Raw genomic sequence first — 24512 nt, forward strand, 5'->3', positions numbered from 1 at the left:
CCTCCATGGCTTCGACCCGACCCCAGGCCACCCCGGCGGCCAGCCCCTCCCTCATGGCCGCAGCGATCCGGGCCCTGGCCATGGACGCGGTCCAGGCTGCGAATTCCGGCCACCCCGGCGCCCCGATGGGCATGGCCGACATCGCCGTGGCCCTCTGGAATCGCCACCTGCGCCACAACCCGGCCGATCCGGCCTGGGTCGACCGGGACCGCTTCGTGCTCAGCAACGGCCACGGCTCGATGCTGATCTACGCGCTGCTGCACCTCAGCGGCTATGCGCTGCCGATGGACGAGCTGCGCGTCTTCCGCCAGCTGCACAGCAAGACCCCGGGCCACCCCGAGGTCGGCATCACCCCGGGCGTCGAGACCACCACCGGCCCGCTCGGCCAGGGCATCACCAATGCGGTGGGCATGGCGCTGGCCGAAAAGCTGCTGGCCGCCGAGTTCAACCGCCCCGGCCATGCCATCGTCGACCACCGCACCTACGCCTTCCTGGGCGACGGCTGCCTGATGGAAGGCATCAGCCACGAGGCCTGCGCCCTGGCGGGGGCCTGGAAGCTGAACAAGCTGGTCGCGATCTACGACGACAACGGCATCTCGATCGATGGCCAGGTCACGCCCTGGTTCGGCGACGACACGCCGGCCCGCTTCAAGGCCTACGGCTGGCAGGTCATCGGTCCGGTCGACGGCCATGACGTCGAGGCCGTGGACGCCGCGATCGCCCAGGCCAAGACCAGCACCGACAAGCCGGTGCTGATCGTCGCCAAGACCCACATCGGCAAGGGCTCGCCCAACCGCGCGAACACCGCCAAGGCCCACGGCGAGCCGCTCGGGGCCGAGGAGATCGCCAAGACCCGCGAGGCCATCGGCTGGCCGCATGCGCCCTTCGAGGTGCCGGCCGAGGTCTATGCCGCCTGGGATGCCAAGGCCCGCGGCACCGCCCTGCAGGCCGGCTGGCAGCAGGGCTTCGAGGCCTATGCCGCCGCCCATCCCGAGCTGGCCGCCGCCTTCCTGCGCCGCATGGCCGGCGATCTGCCGGCCGACTTCGCCGAGATCGCCGTCGAAGCCGTTGGCGCCGCGCACGACAAGGCCGAGACCGTCGCCACCCGCAAGGCCAGCCAGATCGCGCTGGAGCACTTCACCGCCCGGCTGCCCGAGCTGCTGGGCGGCAGCGCCGACCTGACCGGCTCCAACCTGACGAACACCAAAAGCACGCCGGCCTTCCGGGTCGATGCGGCGGGTGAGGTCGTCCGGACCGAGGACGGCGCGATCGGCCGCCACATCAACTACGGCGTGCGCGAGTTCGGCATGGCCGCCATCATGAACGGCGTGGCCCTGCACGGCGGCTACATCCCCTACGGCGGCACCTTCCTCACCTTCAGCGACTACAGCCGCAATGCGATCCGCATGGCTGCGCTGATGAAGACCCGGGTCATCCACGTCTTCACCCACGATTCCATCGGCCTGGGCGAAGACGGTCCGACCCACCAGTCGGTCGAGCATGCGGCCAGCCTGCGCCTGATCCCGGGCCTGGACGTGTGGCGTCCGGCCGACACCTGCGAAACGGCGGTGGCCTGGACCCTGGCCCTGGCCAACAAGCACCGGCCCAGCGCGCTGCTGCTCTCGCGCCAGAACCTGCCCTATGCCCCGCGCACCGATGCCGACGTCATCACCCGCGGTGCCTATGTGCTGGCCGAGCCGGCCGAGGTCGGCCTGGACAAGCCGGCCAAGGCGGTGATCCTGGCCACCGGGTCCGAGGTGCAGCTCGCCCTGCACGCCCAGGCCGAACTGGCCCGGGCCAAGATCCCGGTGCGCGTCGTCAGCCTGCCGAGCACCACCGTCTTCGACCGCCAGGACGCGGCCTACAAGAGCGAGGTGCTGCCGCCCAAGCTGCCGCGCATCGCGATCGAGGCCGGCGTGAGCGACTTCTGGTGGAAGTACGGCTGCGCCGCCGTCATCGGCCTCGACACCTTCGGCGAATCGGCCCCGGCCGGTGCGCTGTTCAAGCACTTCGGCTTCACCTCCGAGAACCTGGTCGCCACCGTGCGCAAGGTGCTCGGCAAGTAAGCCCAGGGGCTGCGTTCCCAGGCAGGCGGCGCCCGCGGGCGCCGCGATGCCGATCCCGGTTTCCCATGATCCTCAACCTCTCTGGAGACTTCCTATGACCCTCAAGATCGGCATCAACGGCTTCGGCCGCATCGGCCGCATGGTGTTCCGTGCCGCCATCGCCAACCACAAGGACATCGAGATCGTCGCGATCAATGACCTGCTGGAGCCCGACTACCTGGCCTACATGCTGAAGTACGACAGCGTGCACGGCCGCTTCGACGGGGAGGTCTCGGTGGACGGCAACACCCTGGTCGTCAACGGCAAGAAGATCCGCCTGACGGCGATCAAGAACCCGGCCGAACTGGCCTGGGGCGAAGTCGGCGCCGACATCGTCGTCGAATCGACCGGCCTGTTCCTGACCAAGGAAAGCTGCGAAGCCCACCTCAAGGCCGGCGCGAAGAAGGTCATCCAGTCGGCCCCCTCGAAGGACGACACCCCGATGTTCGTCTATGGCGTGAACCACCAGACCTACGCCGGCCAGACCATCATCTCGAACGCGTCCTGCACCACCAACTGCCTGGCCCCGGTGGCCAAGGTGCTGAACGACAAGTGGGGCATCAAGCGCGGCCTGATGACCACCGTGCACGCCGCCACCGCGACGCAGAAGACCGTCGACGGCCCGAGCAACAAGGACTGGCGCGGCGGCCGCGGCATCCTGGAGAACATCATCCCGTCGAGCACCGGCGCGGCCAAGGCCGTCGGCGTGGTGCTGCCCGAACTGAAGGGCAAGCTGACCGGCATGGCCTTCCGCGTGCCGACCAGCGACGTGTCGGTCGTCGACCTCACGGTCGAGCTCAACGCCGAAGCCAGCTACGCCGAGATCGTGGCCGAGATGAAGGCCCAGAGCGAAGGCGCGCTGAAGGGCGTGCTCGGTTTCACCGACGAGAAGGTCGTGGCCACCGATTTCCGCGGCGAAGTCTGCACCTCGGTCTTCGACGCCGAAGCCGGCATCGCGCTGGACAAGACCTTCGTCAAGGTCGTCGCCTGGTACGACAACGAGTGGGGCTACTCGAACAAGGTCCTGGAAATGGCCCGCGTCATCGCCGGCTGATTCCTGCCCCGGCGGCCGCTTGCCGCCCGGCCACCAGCCCGCTTCGGCGGGCTTTTTCTTGCCCGCTCCGAAGCGCGGCCCCGGCCCTTGCGGCTGCAAGCGGGCGGCAACATCGCCTGCCTACACTGCCGCGCTTCAGGAGGACGAGATGCACAAGAAGACCCGGGGCGCCGCCATGGCCGCCCTCTTGCTGGCCAGCCCCCTCGGTACCAGCCTGGCGGCCGAGCCGCCGCCGCGTTTCATCGTGACCCTGCGCAGCGAGGCCGTCGCCCAGGCTGCGGCAGCCACGGCCGCGCGGGCCAGCCTGCCGCAGCGCCTGGGCCTGCAGGCCCTCGGCGAAGCAGGCGCCGGCCAGCTCGTGCTGCGCGGCCGACCGGGCCAGGACGCCGTGGCCCTGCGTCAGGCCCTGGCCGCCGACCCGGCGGTGGCCGCCGTGCAGCTGGACCGCCCGGTGCGTCGCCATGCCCTGCCGAACGACCCGCGCCTGGCCCGCGGCGACAGCCTGGGACCGGCCGTCGGCCAGTGGTACCTGCAGACACCCGACGCCAGCCGGCCCAGCGCCATCGATGCCGTCCGGGGCTGGGACCTCAGCCGGGGCGGCAGCCTGTCGAGCAGCGTGATCGTGGCCGTGCTCGACACCGGCGTGCGCCCCGATCATCCCGACCTCGCCGACAAGCTGTTGCCGGGCTACGACTTCATCAGCGACCCGGCCATCGCCATCGACGGCGACGGCCGGGACGGGGACCCGAGCGATCCGGGCGACCACACCGCCGACGGCGACCCCTTCGGCTGCAGCGCGGCGCCGAGTTCATGGCACGGCACCCAGGTGGCCGGCCTGGTCGGTGCGGCGACCGACAACGCCGTCGGCATGGCCGGCGCCGGCTGGAACCTGCGGGTGCTCCCGGTGCGTGTCCTGGGCCGCTGCATCGGCTACCAGTCCGACATCGTCGCGGCCATGCGCTGGGCCGCCGGGCTGCCCGTGAGCGGCCTGCCGACCAACCCCAACCCGGCCCGGGTGCTCAACCTCAGCCTGGGCGGCGGCGGCGCCTGCGACAGCGTCTACCAGGGCGCGATCGACGCGGTCCGCGCGCAGGGCGTGGTGGTCGTGGCCTCGGTGGGCAACTCGAACGGCCGGGCCGTCACCGCACCGGCGAACTGCCGGGGGGTGATCGCAGTCGGCGGCCTGCGGCATGATGGCCAGAAGGTCGGCTACTCGGACGTCGGGCCCGAGATCAGCCTGTCGGCCCCGGCCGGCAACTGCGCGAACGACAGCGGCCCCTGCCTGTACCCGATCAGCACCACCAGCGATCGGGGCCTCGCCGAGCCCGTCGGCCCCACCTACACCGGCGACGGCGCGGATGCCAGCCTCGGCACCAGCTTCGCGACCCCGCTGGTGGCGGCCACCGCCGGCCTGGTGCTGACGGTGCAAGCCGGCCTGTCACCGGACGAAGTACGGCAGGTGCTGCAGCGCAGTGCCCGCAGCTTCCCGGAAGGCGGCACGGCCTGTCGGGCCCCAGGGGCGGTCGACCAGCTGGCGTGCCGCTGCACGACGAGCACCTGCGGTGCGGGCATGCTGGACATGGCCGCCGCCCTGCAGCGGGCCAGCACCACGGTACCGGCCGGTGAAGGCGGCGGGGGCGGCGGCGGTGCCCCCGGGCGGCTCGGCCTGCTGGTGCTGGCGCTGCTCGTGGTCGCTGCGGCACGGGCCACGCGCCGCCGGGCCTGAATCAGGGGCCGGCCTCAGCCGGCACAGGCGCCGAAGCCGGGCCCCGGCAGGCGCGCCGCACCCAGCGCCTGCCGCTGGGCTGCCGTGGCCTGGGGCAGACGGAGCATCCAGCCCGCCGCACCGCGGGCCTCGATGACGCGGGCGGTGCGCACGCCCCGCGGCTTGAGGGCCTGCAGCGCGCGCTCGGCGGCCGCGGCCTCGCTGGCGCGCGCCAGCACCAGCCAACGGTCGCCTCCCTGGGTCTGGGCCTCCGCGGCCAGACCCAGCTTGCGCAGCTCGGCCTGCTTGGCACGCTGGGCCGGCTCGGCGAAGGGGCCCATGGCGACCCACCAGCCGGCCGTCTCGCGGGGCACCCAGCGCAGGCTGTCCAGGCCCGGCAGGCCCAGGGCGGCGATCCGGCCGTCGACCGTGGCGCGGGCGCCCTCGCCATAGGGCCCGGCCTCCAGACAGACCAGTCCGGACGCGGACCCGCCGCCTTCGGCCGCTGCGGGGGCCACTGGAGCCGCCGGAGCTGCGGGAGCCGCTGCGCGCAGCGAAGCCGGCGCAGGCGTGACCGCCGACGCCGGCACGGGCACCAGCACGATGCGCTCGGGCCACTGCGACCCGGTCCCGGACTGGGCCTGCGTGCCGTCCCCCAGCCGCAGCTGCGGTCCGCGGGCACTCGCGACATAGCCCCACAGGGCCAGGCCGGCATTGCCGGCCAGCAGGGCGATCAGCAGGGGCTTCAGCATGGACGCACGCTCACGATTTCGGCCGAGGGAAAGGCTTGCAGACCGGCCGCAGTATGCACAAGGAAGACGCCCTGCCCGTCAAGGCCGGCCGCCACCCCGCGCAGCTGCTCGCGGCCCAGGCCGTCGAGCACCCGGACCGTCTGGCCGCGCAGCGCATCGCGCGCGGCCCAGGCCGGGGCGAAGGCTGGCCAGCCCTCGGCGATGAAGCGGCGCAGCGCCGCCAACAGCCCGGGCACCAGGGCCGCCCAGACGGCGGGCGCGCGGGCCGCACCGCCGGCCCAGCGGCCCTCGGGCAGGGCGTCCAGGCCGATGGCCGGCCAGGCCCCTTCGGGCAGGGCGGCGGGCGCGCGCAGGTTCAGGCCGATGCCGATCACCGCATAGCGCCAGCCGGCGTCGGCAGGCAGGGTCTCGATCAAGACCCCGCCGAGCTTGGCGCCGTCGAGCCAGAGATCGTTCGGCCATTTCAGCCGGAGGGCCGGATGCAGGGCCTCGGCCACCGCCAGGCCGACGACCGGGGCCAGCGCACCGAGGCGCGCCTCCGGCAGGCGCAGGCCGAGCGAGAAGCTCAGGGCCTGCCGATGCGCCGCCTCGCCGTCCAGGCCGGCGGCCGCCTGCCAGGGCCGGCCCTGCCGGCCGCGGCCGGCGGTCTGGCGCTCGACGACCAGCAGGTGCGGCCCGGCCAGGGTCTCGGCCGGCGCGGCACCCGTGGCCCGCAGCGCGCGGGCGGCTTCGAGCAGGCGGGTGTTGCTGGAATCGGCCTCGGGCAGGATGTCGAGGCTCAGGCCCGGCCAGTCGGCCGCCAGGGCCAGCCAGAGCGACTCGGCCGCCCCGGCGAAGCTGCTGGGGACCTCGCTCAGCGCCCGCCCCCGGCGCGGCGCCGCTTGGGCGCCAGCATGGTGCCGCGGCAGCTCGGCGCGCCGCAGTGGCAGGCGTACTCGGCCTTCACGGCCGGGGTGTGGCGGCCTTCGAGCATGAGGCCGTAGTCGAAGAACAGCTCCTCGCCCGGGGCGATGTCGCGCAGGGCATGGAGGTAGATGCGGCCCTCGCCTTCCTGGGCTTCGCAGTTCGGCTCGCAGGCATGGTTGATCCAGCGGGACGCGTTGCCGCCGACCTTGCCGTCGATGACCCGCTGGTCGTCGATGTGGAAGTAGAAGGTGTGGTGGGGCTGGGCCGGATCGTGCGGATGGCGGCGCAGCGCCTCGGGCCAGTCGATGACCTCGCCCTTGTACTCGAGGATGCAGTCGCCCGCGGCGATCGGCCGCCGCGCGAAGACGCCCTTGCCGTGCACGCCGGAGCGCCGCACCTGGATGCGCCGTCCCGCGTCGGGGGCGTCGGGCTTCGGCGGGGAGGTGCGCGGCATGGCGGGGCTTTTGGCTACAGTGAATCGAGGGCGTGCGCGCAGAGGCGCGTGCGTGCGTGCGCGAGAAGCGCGCGGATTGTAGGGAGGCCGCACCCACCCCGGCGGTGCGGCCGCAACACATCAAGAAGCCCATGAGCAAAGCACTGGTCATCGCCGAGAAGCCGAGCGTCGCGCAGGACATCGTCCGCGCGCTGACGCCGTCTTCCGGCAAGTTCGAGAAGCACGAGGACCATTTCGAGAACGCGCACTACGTCGTCTCCTCGGCCGTCGGCCACCTGGTGGAGATCAAGGCGCCGGAGGAATACGACGTCAAGCGCGGCAAGTGGAGCTTCGCCAACCTGCCGGTCATCCCGCCGCACTTCGAGCTGGCGCCGATCGACAAGGCCAAGAGCCGGCTCAACGCCCTGGTCAAGCTGATCAAGCGCAAGGACGTGACGACGCTGATCAACGCCTGCGACGCGGGCCGCGAGGGCGAGCTGATCTTCCGCCTGATCGAGCAGTACGCCGCCGACAGCACCGCCGCCACCCGGGCCAAGGGCCTGGGCAAGCCCATCCAGCGCCTGTGGCTGCAGAGCATGACGCCGCAGGCCATCCGCGACGGCTTCGAGCAGTTGCGCGGCGAGGCGCAGATGCAGGGCCTGGCCGACGCGGCGCGCAGCCGCAGCGAGGCCGACTGGCTGGTCGGCATCAACGGCACGCGGGCCATGACGGCCTTCAACAGCCGCGACGGCGGCTTCTTCCTGACCACGGTGGGCCGGGTGCAGACGCCGACGCTGTCCATCGTGGTCGAGCGCGAGGAGAAGATCCGCAAGCACGTCTCGCGGCCCTACTGGGAGGTGAAGGCCGAGTTCGGCGCCGCCGCCGGCAGCTACGAGGGCAAGTGGTTCGACCCGGCCTTCAAGAAGAACGAGGACGCCGAGCGCCGCGCCGACCGGATCTGGGACGAGGCCACGGCCCGCGCCGTGGTGGAAGCCTGTCGCGGCCAGGCCGGCACCGTCACCGAGGAGGCCAAGCCCAGCACCCAGGCCAGCCCCCTGCTCTACGACCTGACCACGCTGCAGCGCGAGGCCAACTCGCGCTTCGGCTTCTCGGCCAAGACCACGCTGTCCATCGCCCAGGCCCTGTACGAGAAGCACAAGGTGCTGACCTACCCGCGGACGGATTCCCGCGCCCTGCCGGAGGACTACCTGGCCACGGTGAAAAACACCGTCGAGATGCTGGCCCACGAGGACCAGCCCGGCCCGCTCAAGGCCCTGGCCGGCCATGCGCGCGTGGCGCTGAACCAGGGCTACATCAAGCCCAGCAAGCGGGTCTTTGACAACGCCAAGGTCTCGGACCACTTCGCCATCATCCCGACCCTGCAGGCGCCCAAGGCCCTGACCGAGGTCGAGGCCAAGCTTTACGACATGGTCGTCAAGCGCTTCCTGGCCGTCTTCTACCCGAGCGCCGAGTTCATGGTGACGACGCGCACCACGGTGGTCGAGGTCGGCGCGGCCCAGCACCACTTCCAGACGAACGGCAAGGTGCTGGTCAAGCCGGGCTGGCTGGCGGTCTACGGCAAGGAGGCGCAGGAGGACGACGCCACCCTGGTGGCCGTGCAGCCCGGCGAGGTCGTGAGCACCGAGGCCATCGACCTGAACCCGCTCAAGACCAAGCCGCCGGCCCGCTACAGCGAAGCCACGCTGCTGAGCGCCATGGAAGGCGCCGGCAAGCTGATCGACGACGAGGAGCTGAAGGCCGCGATGCAGGAGAAGGGCCTGGGCACGCCGGCCACCCGCGCGGCCATCCTCGAAGGCCTGATCCTGGAGAAGTACATGCTGCGCGAGGGGCGCGAGCTGATCCCCACGGCCAAGGCCTTCCAGCTCATGACCCTGCTGCGCGGCCTGGGCGTGGAGGACCTGACCAAGCCCGAGCTGACCGGCAACTGGGAGCACCGCCTGGCCGAGATGGAGAAGGGCCGGCTCTCGCGCGAGGCCTTCATGGGCGAGATCGCGGCGATGACCGAGCGCATCGTCAAGAAGGCCAAGGAGTACGACCGCGACACCGTGCCCGGCGACTACGCCACCCTGGCCACGCCCTGCCCGAACTGCGGCGGCGTGGTCAAGGAGAACTACCGCCGCTTCGCCTGCGTGGGCCGTGACGCCGGCGCCGAGGGCGAGGGCTGCGGCTTCTCGATCGGCAAGATCCCCGGCGGCCGCGCCTTCGAGACGGCCGAGGCCGATGCCTTCCTGCGCGAGCGCCGGATCGGCCCGCTGGAGGGCTTCCGCTCCAAGGCCGGCTGGCCCTTCACCGCCGAGCTGAAGCTGGTCTTCGACGAGGAGATCAAGAACTGGAAGCTGGAGTTCGACTTCGGCGAGGACGCCAAGCAGGCCGAGGCCGACGGCGAGCCGGTGGACTTCAGCGGCCAGGACAGCCTGGGGGCCTGCCCGAAGTGCAAGGGCCATGTCTACGAGCACGGCACGAACTACGTCTGCGAGCATGCCGTGGGGGCGCGCGTGACCTGCGACTTCAAAACCGGCAAGATCATCCTGCAGCAGCCCGTCGCCCGCGAGCAGGCGCAAAAGCTGCTGGCCACCGGGCAGACCGAGCTGCTGGAGGGCTTCGTCTCCAACAAGACCCGCCGCGCCTTCAAGGCCCGCCTGGTCTGGGACGCCAAGGAAGGCAAGGTCAGCTTTGCCTTCGAGCCGCGCGCCGCCGCGAAGAAGGCGCCGGCCAAGAAGGCCGCGCGCAAATCGGCCGCCGACGAAGGCTGAGGCGGCATGCACCCGAAGCCCCCGGGCGCGCGGCGCCACGCCGCGGCGGCCCACCGCGGGCCCGGACGCTGAGCGGAAGGGCAGGCTCGGCCCATGGGCAGCGTGCTCTTCCTCAAGCTCGGCGCGATCTTCACGACCATCGCGCTGGGCTTCCTGGCCGGTCGCTTCCCGGCCTTCCGCGGCGGCGAGGCGGCGCGCATCCTGTCCAACGCGGCCTTCTACCTCTTCGCGCCGGCCCTGCTCTTCCGCGCCACCGCGCGCATCGACCTGGCCGCCCTGCCCTGGCGCGCGCTGGCGGTCTTCTTCGGGCCGGTGGTGCTGGGCATGGTCGGCGTCTACCTGCTGCAGAAGCGCGCGCTGCGCCGGGCCTCGGGGGCCCAGGGCACGGCCCCCGAGGCGGCAGCCCCGGCGGTGCGGGCCATCACCGCGGCCTTCGGCAACAACGCGCAGCTGGGCATTCCGCTGGCTGCGGCGCTGTTCGGCGAGGCGGGGCTGCAGATCCACCTGGCGGTGGTCAGCCTGCATGCCCTGGTGCTGCTGAGCCTGCTGACGGTGCTGGTCGAGCGCGACCTCGCCCAGGCGGCGGTGCAGCGCGGCGAAGCCCCGGCCAGCCTGGCCGGCACCCTGGCGCGGGTGGTGCGCAACACGGTGATCCACCCCATCGTGCTGCCGGTGCTGGCCGGCATGGCCTGGAACCTGGGCGGCCTGCCGCTGCCCGGTCCGCTGGACGAGGTGCTGCTGATGCTGGGCACGGCGGTGGTGCCGCTTTGCCTGGTGGCCATCGGCCTCTCGCTGGGCCATTACGGCGTGCGCGGCGCGGCGCGGGTGGCGGGCCAGCTCAGCGCCTTCAAGCTGCTCGTGCAGCCGGCCCTGGTGCTGGTCGCCGGCTGGGCGGTGGACCGCGGGCTGGGCGGCGGCCTGCTGGGCCTGCCGCTGACGGTGATCGTGCTGGCCGCGGCCAACCCGACCGGCAGCAATGCGCTGATGTTCGCCCAGCGCTACCGCAGCCAGGAGGCCGAGGCCACGGCGACGATCGTCGTCTCGACCGCCGCCTTCGTGCTGACGGCGCCGCTGTGGCTGCTGCTGCTGGGCGCGCTCGGCGGGCCGCTGACGCCCTGAACGACGGGACGATGCAAGCCCGCCGGCAGCCGGCCGGGCCCGCGGCGACAATCGCGCCATGAATGCTTCGACCCCCTCCGCCGCCCTCGCCCCCGAGGACGTGAACGCGCTGATGGAGCGCCTGGGCCAGGCCGCGCGGCGCGCCGCCACCACGATGGCCGCCGCCTCGACCGCGACCAAGAACGCCGCCCTGCTGGCCCTGGCCGCCGCGATCCGCGCGCAGGCCGGCCCGCTGCAGGAGGCCAATGCCCGGGACATCGCCGCCGCCGAGGCCGCCGGCCTGGCCGCGCCCATGGTGGACCGCCTGCGCCTGACCCCCAAGGTGATCGAGCAGATGGCCGAGGGCTGCGAGCAGGTCGCCGCCCTGCCCGACCCGATCGGCGAGATGACGAACCTGCGCCGCCGCCCGACCGGCATCACCGTCGGCCAGATGCGGGTGCCGCTGGGCGTCTTCGGCATGATCTACGAGAGCCGGCCGAACGTGACCATCGACGCCGCCTCGCTGGCCATCAAGAGCGGCAACGCCGCCATCCTGCGCGGCGGCTCGGAGGCGGCGCATTCCAACGCTGCCCTGGCCGCCCTGGTCGGCCAGGCCCTGGCCCAGGCCGGCCTGCCGGCCGAGGCCGTGCAGCAGGTTCCGACCACCGACCGCGCCGCGGTGGGCCGCCTGATCGCCATGCCGGCCTATGTGGACGTGATCATCCCGCGCGGCGGCAAGGGCCTGATCGAGCGCATCAGCCGCGAGGCCACGGTGCCCGTCATCAAGCACCTGGACGGCAACTGCCACACCTATGTGGACGCCGAGGTCGACCTGGCCCTGGCCGTGGCGGTGACCGATAACGCCAAGACGCAGAAGTACAGCCCCTGCAATGCGACCGAGTCCCTGCTGGTGCACACCGCGGTGGCGCCGGCCTTCCTGCCGGCCATCGGCGCGGTCTTCGCGGCCAAGGGCGTGGAGATGCGCTGCGGCCCGCGCGCCAAGGCGATCCTGGGCGCGGCGGCCCTGCCCGGCGCGAAGCTGGTGGACGCCACCGAGGCCGACTGGGCCGAGGAATACCTCGCGCCCGTCATCAGCATCAAGCTGGTCGACAGCCTGGACGAGGCCATCGCCCACATCAACCGCTACGGCTCCCACCACACCGACGCCATCCTGACGACGAACCACCCGAACGCGATGCGCTTCCTGCGCGAGGTGGATTCGGCCAGCGTCATGGTCAATGCCAGCACCCGCTTTGCCGACGGCTTCGAGTACGGCCTGGGCGCGGAAATCGGCATCTCCACCGACAAGTTCCACGCCCGCGGGCCGGTGGGCCTGGAGGGCCTGACCTCGATGAAGTGGATCGTCCTCGGCCAGGGCGAAGGCCGCAGCTGAGCCCGGCGACGACCATGGCGGCCCCCCTCGACCCCCGCGGCGCGCTGGTGCTGTTCTCCGGCGGCCAGGATTCCGCCACCTGCCTGGCCTGGGCGCTGGCGCGCTTCGCGCAGGTCGAGACGGTTGGCTTCGACTACGGCCAGCGCCACCGGGTCGAGCTGGACTGCCGCCCGGTGCTGCTGCGCGAGCTGCGCCGGCAGTTCCCGCGCTGGGCGCCGCGCCTGGGCGTGGACCACCTGCTCGACCTGCGCCAGCTGGCCCAGATCGGCGCGACGGCCATGACCGAGGAGCGCGCCATCGAGTGGCAGGCCAACGGCCTGCCGAACACCTTCGTGCCGGGCCGCAACCTGCTGTTCTTCACCTACGCCGCGGCCCTGGCCTACCGGCGCGGGCTGACGGTGCTGGTCGGCGGCATGTGCGAGACCGACTACTCCGGCTACCCCGACTGCCGCGACAACACGCTCAAGGCCCTGCAGGTTGCGATCAGCCTGGGCCTGGCCGGGCCGATGACGGTCGAGACGCCGCTGATGTTCCTCGACAAGGCGCAGACCTGGACCCTGAGCGAGCAGCTCGGCGGCCCGGCCCTGGTCGACCTCATCACCGAGCACAGCCACAGCTGCTACCTGGGCGAGCGCAGCCAGCGCCACCCCTGGGGCCACGGCTGCGGCCACTGCCCGGCCTGCGAGCTGCGCGCGCGCGGCTGGGCGGCCTATACCGCGCACGCCGCCCGGGCGGCCGACCCGGCCGCATGAGCCGCGCGCGCTGCGGAGCCGGCCATGGATGACCGGCTGATCCTGATCGCCAGCCTGGCGCTGCTGGTCTTCTGGGTGATCGGCGCCTACAACCGCCTGGTGCGGCTGCGCGGCGCGGTGGCCGCCCAGTGGACCGCGGTCGATGCCGCCCTGCGGCGCCGCCACACCTTGGCCCGAGACGGCCTGGGCCTGGCCGGTTCCAGCCTGCCCGGCACGGCCTGGCCGGCCGAGGAAACGGCGCTGCTCAACACCCTGGCCGCTGCCGCGCGTCAGGCCGACACCGCCGTCCAGGCGGTTGCCCAGCGACCGCTGGAGGCCGGCCCGATGCAGAGCCTGGGCCTGGCCGAGCAGGTGCTGGAGCGCACGCTCGGCAGCCTGCGGCAGCGGGCGGAGGCCCAGGCCGCCACAGCGGCCGCCGACCCGGCCCCCGGCCCCCAGCCCTCCGTCGACCCCGCCGGGCGCCTGCTGCTGCAGGCCCTGGTCCAGACCCTGCAGCAGGCCGGCCAGCAGATCGCGTTCAGCCGGGGTCCGCACGATGCGGCGGTCTCGGCCTACAACCTGGCCCGCGAGGAATGGCCGACCCGGCTGGTCGCCGACCTCTTCAACTTCCGCCCCGCCGCCCGCCTGCCCTCCCTCGTGGCGGAGACGGCGGAGCTGCCGCTCAGCCTGTCGGATCGGCCCGATCCGGTCCCGAACGATGCCCGCTGACCCCTCCCGCGCGACGCCGGTCGCCCAGCCCCTGGCCCGCCTGCTGGAACACTGCGCCGAAGCCGTGGCCGCCGTGCGTTCCGGCCGCTCGCTGACCGAGGCGCTGGAACGCTGCCCGGCGGCCGCCCGGGCCGGGAGCCAGGCCCTGGCCTTCGAGGTCATGCGCGGCCTCGGCCGGGCCCAGGCCCTGGCCACCCTGCTGGTCGCGCGCCAGCCGCCACCCTGGGTCGAGGCCCTGCTGCTCTGCGCCCTGGCACTGGGCGCGCGCGACAGCCGCGCCGGCTACGCGCCGCACACCCTGGTCAATCAGGCCGTCGACGCCGCCAAGCGGCGCGCGCCGGCCCAGGCCGGCCTGGTCAATGCCGTGCTGCGCCGCGCCCTGCGCGAGGCCGAGGCCCTGGACGCCAGCCTGGCCGGGCAGGACACGGTGCGCTGGAACCATCCGGCCTGGTGGATCGCCCAGCTGCGCCAGGACTGGCCGGCGGATTGGCCGGCCCTGCTCGATGCCGCCCAGGCCGCGCCGCCGATGACGCTGCGCGTGAACCTCCGCCGGGGCAGCGTGGCCGACTATGCGCAGCGCCTGGCCGAGGCCGGCCTCTCGGCCCGGACGCTGGGCCCCGAGACGCCGCAGGCCCTGCAGCTCGACACGCCGCAGCCGGTCGAGCGCCTGCCGGGCTGGGCGGAAGGCGCGGTCTCCGTGCAGGACGCCTCGGCCCAGCGCGCCGCCCACCTGCTGCTCGACGGCGCCGGTCTGCCGCCCGGCGCCCGCGTGCTCGACGCCTGTGCCGCCCCCGGCGGCAAGACCGCCCACCTGCTGGAGCGGGCCGAGCTGGACCTGCTGGCCCTGGACAGCGATGCCCACCGGCTGCGCAAGGTCGACCAGGGCCTGGCGCGCCTGGGCCTGCGCGCACGGACGGTGGCCGGCGATGCCGGCCGGCCCGCCGACTGGTGGGACGGCCGACCCTTCGACGCCATCCTGCTCGATGCGCCCTGCTCGGCCGCGGGCATCGTCCGCCGCCACCCCGATGTGCGCTGGCTGCGCCGCCCGGGTGACCTGCCGGCCCTCGCCCAGGCGCAGGCCCGGCTGCTGGACGCCCTGTGGCCGCTGCTGGCGCCCGGGGGCCGGCTGCTGTTCGCCACCTGCTCGATCTTCCGGGCCGAGGGTCAGACCCAGATCGACGCGTTTTTGCAACGCACGCCCGGCGCGCGGCTGCGGCCATCGCCCGGGCATCTGCTGCCCCTCGCCCACAATGGTGCGGAGGCGGCCGGATTGCCGGTTGCCGAAGGCGGCGCCCCCGGCGATGGCTTCTTCTACGCGCTGCTCACGCGCGCGGAGGGGGCCGACGGCCCGGCCTGACGCCGCGCCCTCCCGCCGCCTGAGCTGCCGCCCGCCCGTGCCCTGCGCTCCCGTCCTGCTGCTGCGCCGCCTGGTCCTGCTGCTGAGCCTGCTGCTGGCGCTGAGCCCGTCGCGTGCCGCACCGGAACTCGGCAGCTTCGAGCTGCGACGCCCGCCCGACGAGGGGCTGCTGCTGAGCTACAGCCTGCGGCTGCAGCTGCCCGCGGCGGTGGAGGATGCGCTGCTCAAGGGCGTGCCGCTGCACTTCCTGACCGAGGTCGAGGTCTACCGCGAACGCTGGTACTGGCGTGATGAACGGGTTGCCCGCCAAAGCCGCGCCTGGCGCCTGGCCTGGCAGCCGCTCGTGCGGCGCTACCGCCTGAGCCTGGGCGGCTTCAGCCAGCAGCACGACCGGCTGGACGAGGCCCTGGCCGCGGTGCTGGCGGCCTCGCGCTGGCAGGTCGCCGAAGCGGGCACGCTGGACGAGGGCTCGGCCTACCGGGTGGAGTTCGACTTCCGGCTGGACACCTCCCGCCTGCCCCGGCCGCTGCAGTTCAGCGTCGACCGCGAGGACGCATGGGAGCTGGAACTGCACCACCGCGCCCGCCTGCTGCCGCGCGAGAGCCGATGAGGCCGGCATGAACAAGCGCGACGCACGGGGCCTGCGGATCATCGCCCTGCTGGCCCTGGCCGGCGCGGGTCTGGTGCTGGCCTCGCTGCTGGTGGTGGCCACCGACAACCGCGCGGTGCACGAGCGTCACTTCCCCTGGCTGCTGGGCGTGAACCTGGCGATCGCCGGCGTGCTGGCGGCGGTCGTGGTGCTGGCGGGCCTGCGCCTGGTCTCGCGCTTCTGGCACGGGCGCTTCGGCAGCCGGCTGCTGCTGCGCCTGGCGGCGATCTTCGCGCTGGTCGGGGTGGTGCCGGGCGCCCTGGTCTACGCGGTCAGCTACCAGTTCGTGGCGCGCAGCATCGAGAGCTGGTTCGACGTCTCGGTCGAGCGGGCGCTGGAAGCCGGCCTGGACCTCGGCCGGACCTCGCTGGATGCCGCGATCCGGGACCTGTCGGAGCGCAGCCGCCTCGCCGCCGACCGGCTTGCCGACACCCCCGAGCGCCAGCAGCCGCTGGCGCTGGAGCGACTGCGCGAGCAGCTGGCCGCGCAGGAGATCGCCCTGCTCGGCCCCGGCGGCCAGGTGCTCGCCAGCGCGGGCGGCAGCGCCTACGCCCTGGGCCCGGAACGGCCCGGCACGGCGCTGTTCAAGAAGGCCCGCGAGCTGCGGATCGCGGCCCAGCTCGATGGCCTGGACGATGAGGGCCTGGGCGAATCCGGCCCCGCGCGCGAGGACGGCAGCCCGCGCAGTCCGCCGCGCATCCGCGCGCTGGCCCAGCTGCCGGCCGGCGGCTTTGCGCTGGCGGGGGAGGAGCGCTGGCTGCTGGTCACCCAGTGGCTGCCGAGCCAGCTGGCCACGAATGCGCTGGCCGTCCAGTCGGCCTACCGCGAGTACCAGGAGCGTGCGCTGGCGCGCGAGGGCCTGCGCAGCATGTACATCGGCACGCTCACCCTGACCCTGGTCCTCGCGGTGTTTGCCGCGGTGCTGCTGGCCATGGCCTTCGGCAACCAGCTGGCCAAGCCCCTGCTGCTGCTGGCCGAGGGGGTTCAGCAGGTGGCCCGGGGCGACCTGCGACCCAAGCCGGTGTTCAGCTCACGCGATGAGCTGGGCGGCCTGACCCGATCCTTCGCCGAGATGACGCGCCAGCTCGCCGATGCCCGCGGCCAGGCCGAGGCCAGCACCGCCGCGCTGGACGGCGAGCGCGGCAAGCTGCAGACCATCCTCGACACGATGAGCGCGGGCGTGGTCGTGTTCGACGCCGAGGGCCGCATCGACACCGTCAACCCCGGCGCCACGCGCATCCTGCGGGCCCCGCTGGGCGATTACCAGCACCGCAGGCTCGACGAGTTGCCGACCCTGGCCGCGCTGGCCGCCGCCGTCGAGGACCGCTTCCGCGGCGCACAGCAGACCGGCGAACCCGGCGAGCGCGTGCAGTGGCAGGACGCCTTCGAGCTGCATCCCCGGCCCGGTGCGGCCGGCCCGTCCGAGGACAGCACGCTGCCGACCGTGCTGGTGCGCGGCACCACCCTGCCGGACGGTGCGCGGCTGATCGTCTTCGACGACATCACCGAGCTGGTCTCGGCCCAGCGCGCGCAGGCCTGGACGGAGGTGGCGCGCCGCCTGGCCCACGAGATCAAGAACCCGCTCACGCCGATCCAGCTCTCGGCCGAACGGCTGGAGCACAAGCTCGGCCCCAAGCTGGCCGAGGCCGATGCGTCCATGCTTGCGCGCAGCGTCGCGACCATCGTCACCCAGGTGCAGGCCATGAAGCAGCTGGTCAACGAATTCCGCGACTACGCCCGCCTGCCGGCCGCGCGGCTGGCCCCGCTGGACCTCAATGCCCTCGTGCAGGACGTGCTGCAGCTCTATGCCGAAGCCCAGGAGCAGGGTCGGCTGCGCGCCCGCCTGCAGGCGGATCTGCCGCCGATCGAGGGCGATCCGAGCCAGCTGCGCCAGGTCGTGCACAACCTCGTACAGAACGCACTGGACGCGGTCAGCGAGCAGGCCGACGGCCTCGTCGAGATCCGCAGCGAAGGCCGACGCGATGCCGCGGGCCGCTGGCAGGGCCTGCGGCTGGCGGTCGAGGACAATGGACCCGGTTTCGCCGAGGGCGTGCTCCAGCGCGCCTTCGAACCGTATGTGACGACCAAGGCCAAGGGCACGGGCCTCGGGCTGGCGGTCGTCAAGAAGATCTGCGACGAGCACGGGGCCCGCATCCGGCTCGGCCCGCGCGATCCGGACGGGGCGAGCCCCCGGCCGGGTGCGCGGGTTTCGATATCATTTTCCAAGTGGGTGGCCTGAGCAGGCCGCCCGGCGACCGTGCCCCTTGCGCGGTCGTGCGCTGACCGATTCCATGGCCACCATTCTTGTAGTTGACGACGAACTGGGCATCCGCGCCCTGCTCTCGGAGATCCTCACCGACGAGGGCCACACGGTCGAGCTCGCCGAGAACGCCCACCAAGCCCGCGCCCGGCGTGAACGGCTTCGCCCGGACCTGGTGCTGCTCGACATCTGGATGCCGGAAGTCGACGGCATCACGCTGCTCAAGGAGTGGAGCGCGAACGGCCAGCTCACCATGCCCGTGATCATGATGAGCGGCCACGGCACCATCGACACCGCGGTCGAAGCCGTCAAGCTCGGCGCCATGGCCTTCCTCGAGAAGCCCATCACCCTGCAGAAGCTGCTGCGCGCCGTCGAGCAGGGCCTGGCCCGGCCGCAGGCCCGCGGGGCCGAGCCCGCTGCCGGCTCCGAGCTGCCCCGCAGCGCGCCCGAGCCGGCCAGCCCGCTGCCGACCCTGAGCGTCCCGACCCTCTCCGAGGCCCCCACCACCAGCGCCACGGGCCAACGGCCGGCGATTCAGCATTTCGAGCTCGACCGCCCGCTGCGCGAGGCCCGCGACGCTTTCGAGAAGGCCTACTTCGAGTTCCACCTCGCCCGCGAGAACGGCAGCATGACCCGCGTGGCCGAGAAGACGGGTCTGGAGCGCACCCACCTCTACCGCAAGCTCAAGCAGCTCGGGGTCGACCTGAACCGCAGCCGCAAGGGCCTCGTCGGCTGAGCGCGACAGACATCACTTCGCAGCCTGCTATACTTTTTGTCTTTCTTGGCTCGGTAGCTCAGTTGGTAGAGCAGCGGATTGAAAATCCGCGTGTCGGTGGTTCGATTCCGCCCCGAGCCACCAAGATCCGACGCCCCAGCATCGCAAGGTGCTGGGGCGTTTTGCATGGGGCCTGCGGAACGGAGGCACCGCAGGGCCGGGCCGAGCCGGGCCCGAGGATGGCGATGGCTCGCTCCCCCGGTCCCGGCTGCCGCCTCAGCCCTTCACGACGATGGCCAGGCCCTTGAGGTATTCGCCTTCCGGGAAGGCGACGGTGGTGGGGTGGTCGGGCGCAGCCTCCAGGCGGGCCAGCAAATGGCCGTCGACCTGGGCATCGATGCCGGCGCCGGCGACGATCTTGTGGAAGAGGTCGGCGCCCACGCCGCCCGAGCAGCTGAAGCTCAGCAGCAGGCCGCCGGGGGCGAGCAGCTTGAAGGCCAGGCGGTTGATGTCCTTGTAGGCGCGTGCAGCGCGCTCGGCATGGGCGGCGCTGGGGGCGAACTTGGGCGGGTCGAGCACGATGGCGTCGAAGCGGCGGCCGTCTTTCAGCAGTTGGCGCAGCGTGCCGTTCACGTCGGCATCCAGCACGCGATGGGCCGCCGGGTCGTAGCCGAAGGCGGCGGCATTGCGCTCGACATGGGCCTGGGCGCGGGCCAGGGCCGGGCCGGAGGAGTCGACGCTGGTGACGTCGGTTGCGCCGCCGGCCAGGGCCGCGACGCTGAAGCCGCCGGTGTAGCTGTAGCAGTTCAGCACGCGTTTGGCGCCGAACTGGCGGACCCAGGCGGCGAAGCGGCCGCGGTTGTCGCGCTGGTCCAGGTAGTAGCCGGTCTTGTGGCCGTGGGCGATGTCGACCTGCAGCTGCCAGCCATGCTCGTCGATCGCACGCTCGGCCGGGGCCTCGCCCTCGGCGCCATGCAGCCAGCCGGTCTTGAGCGCCAGGCCTTCGAGCTGGCGCACGCTGGAATCGGAGCGCTCGTAGACGCGCGTGCAGCCGGTCTCGGCCACCAAGGCGGCGACGATGGCGGGCTTCCAGCGTTCGATGCCGGCGGCCAGGCACTGCACGCTGAGGGTGTCGTCGTAGCGGTCGACGATGAGGCCGGGCAGGCCGTCGGCCTCGCCGTGGATCAGGCGCTGGCCGTTGCTGCCGATCGCCAGACGCTGGCGGTAGCGCAGCGCGGCGGCGATGCGGCGCTGGAACAGGGCCTCGTCGACGCGCTCGTGCTCGTCGAAGCTCCAGATCCGCACGCGGATCTGCGAGCGCGGGCTGAAGGCGCCCCAGCCGAGGAAGCTGCCGTCGGCGGCCTCCACGCGTACGGTCTCGCCGGTGTCGCCCCCGCCCTTGGTGATGGAGCCTTGGAACACCCAGGGGTGGCGGCGCTGCAGCGAGCGCTCCTTGCCTTCACGGAGTCGGACTGTCTTCATCCGGCGATTGTCCCCGGGCTGCGGTTCGGGGCCGACAGTCCGGGCCGCTCAGTCCGCTTCCCCGGGCTTGCGCCGGGCGCGCGGATGGGCGGCGTCGTAGGCCTTGGCCAGGTGCTGCCAGTCGAGCCGGGTGTAGACCTGGGTGGTCGCGATGCTGGCGTGGCCGAGCAGCTCCTGCACGCCTCGCAGCTCGCCGCTGGACTGCAGCAGGTGCGAGGCATAGCTGTGGCGCAGCATGTGCGGATGCACCGGCTGCGGCAGGCCGGCACGGGCCGCGCGCTCGCGCAGCCGGCTGCGGACCTGCGACGGGCTGATCCGCCGGCCGCTGCGATTGAGCAGCAGGGCCGGCTCGTCGGGCGCGGCCAGGGCCGGGCGCTGCGCGAGCCAGTCGGCCAGCGCGGCCAGCGCGGCCCGGCCCACCGGCAGGCTGCGGCGCTTGCGGCCCTTGCCAAGCACATGGGCCTCGGCGGCGCCGCGGTCGATCCAGCCCAGGGCCTGCGGGCCGGCCTGCAGGTCCAGGCTGCAAAGCTCGGCCACGCGCAGGCCGCAGCCATAGAGCAGCTCGACGATGCAGCGGTCGCGCGCTTCCAGTCGCGGATCGGCCGGCTCGGCCACGCGGTGCTCGGCGAGGGCCACGGCCTCCTCGACCGACAGGGCCTTGGGCAGCAGACGCGGGGCCTTGGGCGCCCGCAGGCCCTCGGCCGGGTTGGCGCGCAGGCCGTGGCGCTGGCCCAGCCAGCCGTAGTAGCCGCGCCAGGCTGACAGCATCTGCGCGAGGCTGCGCGGGGCCAGGCCCTCGCCATGCAGGCGCGCGGCCCAGCGACGCAGGGCGCCGGTCTGCACCTCGGGCAGGGCCAGCCCCTCGGCGGCCGCGCAATCGGCCAGGCGCTGCAGCGCGGCGGTGTAGGCGCGCAGGCTGGCCGGCGCGAGGCGACGCTCGACGCGCAGATGCTCCAGGTGGGCGGCGAGGCTGCCGGCCTCGGGCCGGGCCGGGACGTCGTCGGGGCCCGCCATGCCCGCCGGACTCACTGCGGCAGCAGGCGGACCAGGCCGGCGCTGGCCAGCTCGCCGATGCGCATCAGGAACTCGATGCCCATGTCGGCGCGGAAGCGCGTCGGGTCGGGCGAGCCCAGCACCAGCAGGCCGAAAGCAGCCGAGGCGCTGCCGTGGCGCAGCGGCACTAGGGCCAGCGAGGCCGGGGCATCGGCCAGCCAGGCTGCGGCGTCGAAGCCCGCATTCGGCCCGCAGTAGGGCAGGCTGAGGCTGGTGGTGAAGCTGCGCAGCTCCTCGGCCACCGGCTGGGCCCAGTCGGCCGCGGCCGGCAGCTCGGCCGGGCTCCAGACGCGGATGGCCGCCTGCGGGATCAGGAACTCGCGCTGCAGGCCCTGCACCAGCACCTCCGGCAAAGCCTGGGGATCGCGGGTCAGCATCAGCTCGCGGGTCCAGCGGTGCAGGCGATCGGCGATGGCGACGTTCTCCTGACCGTGGCGGATCATCTCGATCAGCCGCAGCTCCAGGCCGCGGATCTTCTCGCGCAGCATCTCCATCTGCCGCTCCTGCAGCGAGACGGCGCGCGTGCCGTGCGGGCTGCGCAGCTGCACCTGGCCGAGCAGCTCGGCATGACGCTCGAAGAAGCCCGGCGTCTGCAGCAGGTAGTTCGCGATGTCGTCTTCGGTGATGCCCTGGATGCTGCTCACAGCGTGATCTCTCCTTCGAAGACGGTTTCGGCTGGGCCGGTCATGGCCACCGAGGCCTCGCCCCCGGGCCAGGCGATGGTCAGCAGGCCGCCGCGGGTTTCCACGTCGACCTGGGGATCGAGCCGGCCGGCCAGGATGCCGGCGACCACGGCCGCACAGGCCCCGGTACCGCAGGCCAGGGTCTCGCCGGCATCGCGCTCGAAGACACGCAACCGCACATGACCCCGGTCGACGATCTGCAGGAAGCCGGCATTGACCTTGCGCGGGAAGCGCGCATGGGCCTCGATGGCCGGGCCGAGGGTCTCGACCGGGGCGCGGTCGACATCGTCACAGCCGATCGCGGCAAGGTCCAGCACCGCATGCGGATTGCCCATCGACAGCACCGCCAGCGGCAGCGTGCGGCCGAGCACCTCGACCGGCCACTGCTGCGCGAAGGCCAGCGGCCGCAGGCCGCTGGCATCAAAGGGCACGCGGGCGGCCTCGAGCACCGGCCGGTTCATGTCGACGGTCACGCGGCCGTCGGCCTGCAGCTTCAGCACGAGCTGGTTGTTGACGGTCTCGACGACGATGGTGTCGCGCTCGATCAGGCCGCGGTCGCGCACGTAGCGGGCGAAGCAGCGGGCCCCGTTGCCGCAGTGCTCGACCTCCTCGCCGGAGGCCCCGTTGAAGATGCGGTAGCGGAAGTCGACGCCGGGCGTCGCGCTGCGCTCGACGATCAGCAGCTGGTCGGCCCCGACACCGAAGCGGCGGTCGCCGAGCTGACGCATCTGGCGGGCGTCGATCGCCAGCGGGGCGGCGGTGGCATCGAGCACGACGAAGTCGTTGCCGGCCCCCTGCATCTTGGTGAAGCGGAGTCGCATGGCCGGATTATCCGGCCGCGGCCCCGTAGAGCTTGGCCTCGCCCGGTGGCCGGGTCTTGAAGCGCTTGTGCACCCACAGGTACTGCGCCGGGTTCTCGCGGATGCGGTCCTCGATCCAGCGGTTCATGCGGGCGGCATCGGCCTCGGCATCCTCGCTGCCGAAGCCCTCGAGCGGCGGGTGGTAGCGCACCCGCCAGCCCTGGCCGCGCGGCAGCATCTCGGCCACCACCGGCTGCACAGCCATGTCCATCAGCCGCGCCATCCGCGAGGGCGCCAGCAGCGTCGCCGCCGGCACGCCGAAGAAGGGCACGAAGGCGGCATCCTTGCGGCCGAAGTCCATGTCGGGCAGGTTGAAGAAGACGGCGCCGCGCTTGACCTCGCGCAGCAGGGGCTTGGCCGTTTCCTGCCGCGCGAAGAGCTTGAGCGGGCCGAAGCGCAGGCGGCCGCGGCGCATCGCGGCATCGAAGACGGGATCGCTCTGGCGCTGGTAGATCGACGCCCCGGGCCGCTTGACGTGCATCAGCGAGGCCGCGCCAGCCACGTCGAGCGCCAGGAAGTGCGGGGCCAGCAGCATCCAGGCGCGATCGGGGTGGGCATCGGCCGCGCCGACCTCGCCCTCGATGCGGATCAGGCGCCGCAGCCGGCTCGGCGAGGCATGCCACAGCACCCCGCGCTCGAGCAGGCTCTGGCCGAGCCAGGCGAAGTGCTCGCGAGCCAGGGCGCGGCGCCGGCCGGCGTCCAGCTCGGGAAAGCAGAGCTGCAGATTGCGCAGCGCGATGCGCCGCCGCGAACCCGCCAGGCGCCACAGCAGCGCGCCCAGGCCCCGCCCCAGGGCGGCCAGCAGCGGCAGCGGCAGCCCGTGCAGCAGCCACAGCAGCCCGAGCAGCGCGCGGCTGCCCAGCTTGGCCAGGATGGCGCTCATGCGGCGGGGCCGCTGCGCGGCGCCTTGTAGCGGGCGTAGGCCCAGAGGTACTGCTCGGGGCATTGCCGGATCAGGCCTTCCATCGCGCGATTGATCGCGGTGGCGGCCTCGACCGGATCGTCGGGCAGGGCTTCGGGCATCGGGCTCACCCGCACACGGTAACCGGCCCCGCGCGGCAGGCGCTCGCCCCAGACCAGGAGCAGGGCACAGCCTGTCTGCTGCACGAGGCGTGCGGCCAGGGTCATCGTGTAGGCCGGCCGGCCGAAGAAGGGCGCCCAGACGCCCAGGCCCTCAGGCGGCACCTGATCGGGCAGCAGACCGACGACCTCGCCACGGCGCAGCGCACGAATCATCTGCCGCACACCGGCCAGGGTGGCCGGCGCCGCGTCCAGGCCGGGCCGGCGGCGCGAGGACTCGACCAGCTCGCGCAGCCAGGGCTTGCGGGCGGGCCGGTACAGCACGGTCATCAGGCCCCGGCCGGCGCCGTAGCGTGCCGCATAGGACTGGCCGATGGCCTCGAAGCAGCCGAGGTGCGGGGTCAGCATGACCAGACCGCGGCCGGCGGCCTGGGCCTGCTCGATCAGCTCGCCGCCCTGCCATTGCACCGGCATCGGCAGCGGCGCACCCAGCGGCCGGGCCCACAGCGGAGGCAGCTCGGCCAGCATACGGCCGGCTGACGGGATGGCCGCGCGGGCCTGGGACTTGCTGAGTCCTGCCTGGGCCGCATGCCTTTCAAAGCGGCGCCGATAGGACGGCGACAGGAGGTAGACCGACCAACCGAGGCCACTGCCGATGAAATGAAGAAGCCCGAGCGGCCAGGCCGCAAGGCCACGCATGCAAGCGGTAAGGAAACGGCTGAGCACGGACTGCTAAGATGAAAAAGTCGCCGA

General features: G+C 73.0%; 21 protein-coding genes and 1 tRNA gene. 13 read left to right on the forward strand and 9 right to left on the reverse strand.

Features of this window, described 5'->3' with window-relative positions; genetic code table 11:
• The first annotated feature begins 5 nt into the window (after positions 1 to 5).
• From tkt to H4F90_RS13740, 3 genes are all read left to right on the forward strand, one after another.
• Positions 6 to 2066, forward strand: coding sequence for a transketolase (tkt, locus tag H4F90_RS13730; protein WP_235972213.1), 2061 nt, complete (start codon positions 6 to 8; stop codon positions 2064 to 2066).
• Positions 2067 to 2160: 94 nt separating this feature from the next.
• Entirely contained in the window at positions 2161 to 3159 is a 999-nt protein-coding gene (gap, locus tag H4F90_RS13735; protein ID WP_182665564.1) for a type I glyceraldehyde-3-phosphate dehydrogenase, read from the forward strand.
• Between the two features lie 148 nt (positions 3160 to 3307).
• Complete coding sequence (locus H4F90_RS13740; protein WP_182665565.1) at positions 3308 to 4885, forward strand: S8 family peptidase; 1578 nt, start codon at positions 3308 to 3310, stop codon at positions 4883 to 4885.
• A gap of 14 nt (positions 4886 to 4899) precedes the next feature.
• Here the strand turns inward: H4F90_RS13740 and H4F90_RS13745 are convergent, their stop codons facing one another.
• From H4F90_RS13745 to H4F90_RS15705, 3 genes are read right to left on the reverse strand one after another with little or no spacing between them, the layout of a single operon-like run.
• On the reverse strand, positions 4900 to 5616 hold the full coding sequence (locus tag H4F90_RS13745; protein ID WP_182665567.1) for a hypothetical protein: 717 nt from the start codon (positions 5614 to 5616) through the stop codon (positions 4900 to 4902).
• Positions 5610 to 6545, reverse strand: a complete 936-nt coding sequence (locus tag H4F90_RS15700) for a biotin--[acetyl-CoA-carboxylase] ligase (protein ID WP_235972220.1) — start codon at positions 6543 to 6545, stop codon at positions 5610 to 5612. The genes H4F90_RS13745 and H4F90_RS15700 overlap by 7 nt, the downstream gene beginning before the upstream one ends.
• Entirely contained in the window at positions 6470 to 6976 is a 507-nt protein-coding gene (locus tag H4F90_RS15705) for an SET domain-containing protein (RefSeq protein ID WP_235972214.1), read from the reverse strand. The genes H4F90_RS15700 and H4F90_RS15705 overlap by 76 nt, the downstream gene beginning before the upstream one ends.
• Positions 6977 to 7107: 131 nt before the next feature.
• On the opposite strand from H4F90_RS15705, the gene H4F90_RS13755 reads away from it, so the two are divergent.
• The 10 genes from H4F90_RS13755 to H4F90_RS13800 all read left to right on the forward strand — a co-directional run bounded on the left by H4F90_RS13755 (position 7108) and on the right by H4F90_RS13800 (position 18805).
• Complete coding sequence (locus H4F90_RS13755; RefSeq protein ID WP_182665569.1) at positions 7108 to 9729, forward strand: DNA topoisomerase III; 2622 nt, start codon at positions 7108 to 7110, stop codon at positions 9727 to 9729.
• A gap of 93 nt (positions 9730 to 9822) precedes the next feature.
• Complete coding sequence (locus H4F90_RS13760) at positions 9823 to 10848, forward strand: AEC family transporter (RefSeq protein WP_182665571.1); 1026 nt, start codon at positions 9823 to 9825, stop codon at positions 10846 to 10848.
• 58 nt (positions 10849 to 10906) lie between these two features.
• Complete coding sequence (locus H4F90_RS13765) at positions 10907 to 12220, forward strand: glutamate-5-semialdehyde dehydrogenase (protein WP_182665573.1); 1314 nt, start codon at positions 10907 to 10909, stop codon at positions 12218 to 12220.
• 14 nt (positions 12221 to 12234) lie between these two features.
• Positions 12235 to 12972, forward strand: coding sequence for a 7-cyano-7-deazaguanine synthase QueC (gene queC / locus H4F90_RS13770; RefSeq protein WP_182665575.1), 738 nt, complete (start codon positions 12235 to 12237; stop codon positions 12970 to 12972).
• A gap of 24 nt (positions 12973 to 12996) precedes the next feature.
• Positions 12997 to 13680 carry a LemA family protein gene (locus H4F90_RS13775; RefSeq protein ID WP_182665577.1) on the forward strand — a complete coding sequence of 228 codons (684 nt, stop codon included), beginning with the start codon at positions 12997 to 12999 and terminating at the stop codon, positions 13678 to 13680.
• Positions 13670 to 15037, forward strand: a complete 1368-nt coding sequence (gene rsmB / locus H4F90_RS13780) for a 16S rRNA (cytosine(967)-C(5))-methyltransferase RsmB (RefSeq protein WP_182665579.1) — start codon at positions 13670 to 13672, stop codon at positions 15035 to 15037. Before H4F90_RS13775 ends, rsmB begins: the two co-directional genes overlap by 11 nt.
• A 37-nt stretch (positions 15038 to 15074) precedes the next feature.
• Complete coding sequence (locus tag H4F90_RS13785) at positions 15075 to 15647, forward strand: DUF4390 domain-containing protein (protein ID WP_328700941.1); 573 nt, start codon at positions 15075 to 15077, stop codon at positions 15645 to 15647.
• Between the two features lie 7 nt (positions 15648 to 15654).
• Positions 15655 to 17925, forward strand: a complete 2271-nt coding sequence (locus H4F90_RS13790; protein ID WP_182665583.1) for a sensor histidine kinase — start codon at positions 15655 to 15657, stop codon at positions 17923 to 17925.
• Positions 17926 to 17977: 52 nt separating this feature from the next.
• Entirely contained in the window at positions 17978 to 18682 is a 705-nt protein-coding gene (locus tag H4F90_RS13795; RefSeq protein WP_182665585.1) for a response regulator, read from the forward strand.
• Between the two features lie 47 nt (positions 18683 to 18729).
• A tRNA-Phe gene (locus H4F90_RS13800) sits at positions 18730 to 18805 on the forward strand.
• A gap of 132 nt (positions 18806 to 18937) precedes the next feature.
• Here H4F90_RS13800 and H4F90_RS13805 read toward each other — a convergent pair.
• From H4F90_RS13805 to H4F90_RS13830, 6 genes are read right to left on the reverse strand one after another with little or no spacing between them, the layout of a single operon-like run.
• A complete protein-coding gene (locus H4F90_RS13805; RefSeq protein WP_182665587.1) occupies positions 18938 to 20143 on the reverse strand; it encodes a class I SAM-dependent rRNA methyltransferase in 1206 nt (401 codons plus the stop codon).
• 48 nt (positions 20144 to 20191) lie between these two features.
• Positions 20192 to 21157 carry a tyrosine-type recombinase/integrase gene (locus tag H4F90_RS13810; protein WP_182665589.1) on the reverse strand — a complete coding sequence of 322 codons (966 nt, stop codon included), beginning with the start codon at positions 21155 to 21157 and terminating at the stop codon, positions 20192 to 20194.
• A gap of 11 nt (positions 21158 to 21168) precedes the next feature.
• Positions 21169 to 21840, reverse strand: a complete 672-nt coding sequence (locus tag H4F90_RS13815; RefSeq protein WP_182665591.1) for a DUF484 family protein — start codon at positions 21838 to 21840, stop codon at positions 21169 to 21171.
• Positions 21837 to 22700 (reverse strand): diaminopimelate epimerase, encoded by an 864-nt coding sequence (dapF, locus tag H4F90_RS13820; RefSeq protein WP_182665593.1) that lies wholly within the window; start codon positions 22698 to 22700, stop codon positions 21837 to 21839. The genes H4F90_RS13815 and dapF overlap by 4 nt, the downstream gene beginning before the upstream one ends.
• Before the next feature lie 7 nt (positions 22701 to 22707).
• The gene (locus H4F90_RS13825) at positions 22708 to 23622 is read right to left on the reverse strand and encodes a lysophospholipid acyltransferase family protein (protein ID WP_182665595.1); all 915 of its coding nucleotides are present in this window, start codon (positions 23620 to 23622) and stop codon (positions 22708 to 22710) included.
• Positions 23619 to 24458 (reverse strand): lysophospholipid acyltransferase family protein, encoded by an 840-nt coding sequence (locus H4F90_RS13830; RefSeq protein WP_182665596.1) that lies wholly within the window; start codon positions 24456 to 24458, stop codon positions 23619 to 23621. Before H4F90_RS13830 ends, H4F90_RS13825 begins: the two co-directional genes overlap by 4 nt.
• Positions 24459 to 24512 lie beyond the last annotated feature (54 nt).

Source organism: Aquariibacter albus (assembly GCF_014145335.1).
Classification (GTDB): domain Bacteria; phylum Pseudomonadota; class Gammaproteobacteria; order Burkholderiales; family Burkholderiaceae_C; genus Aquariibacter; species Aquariibacter albus.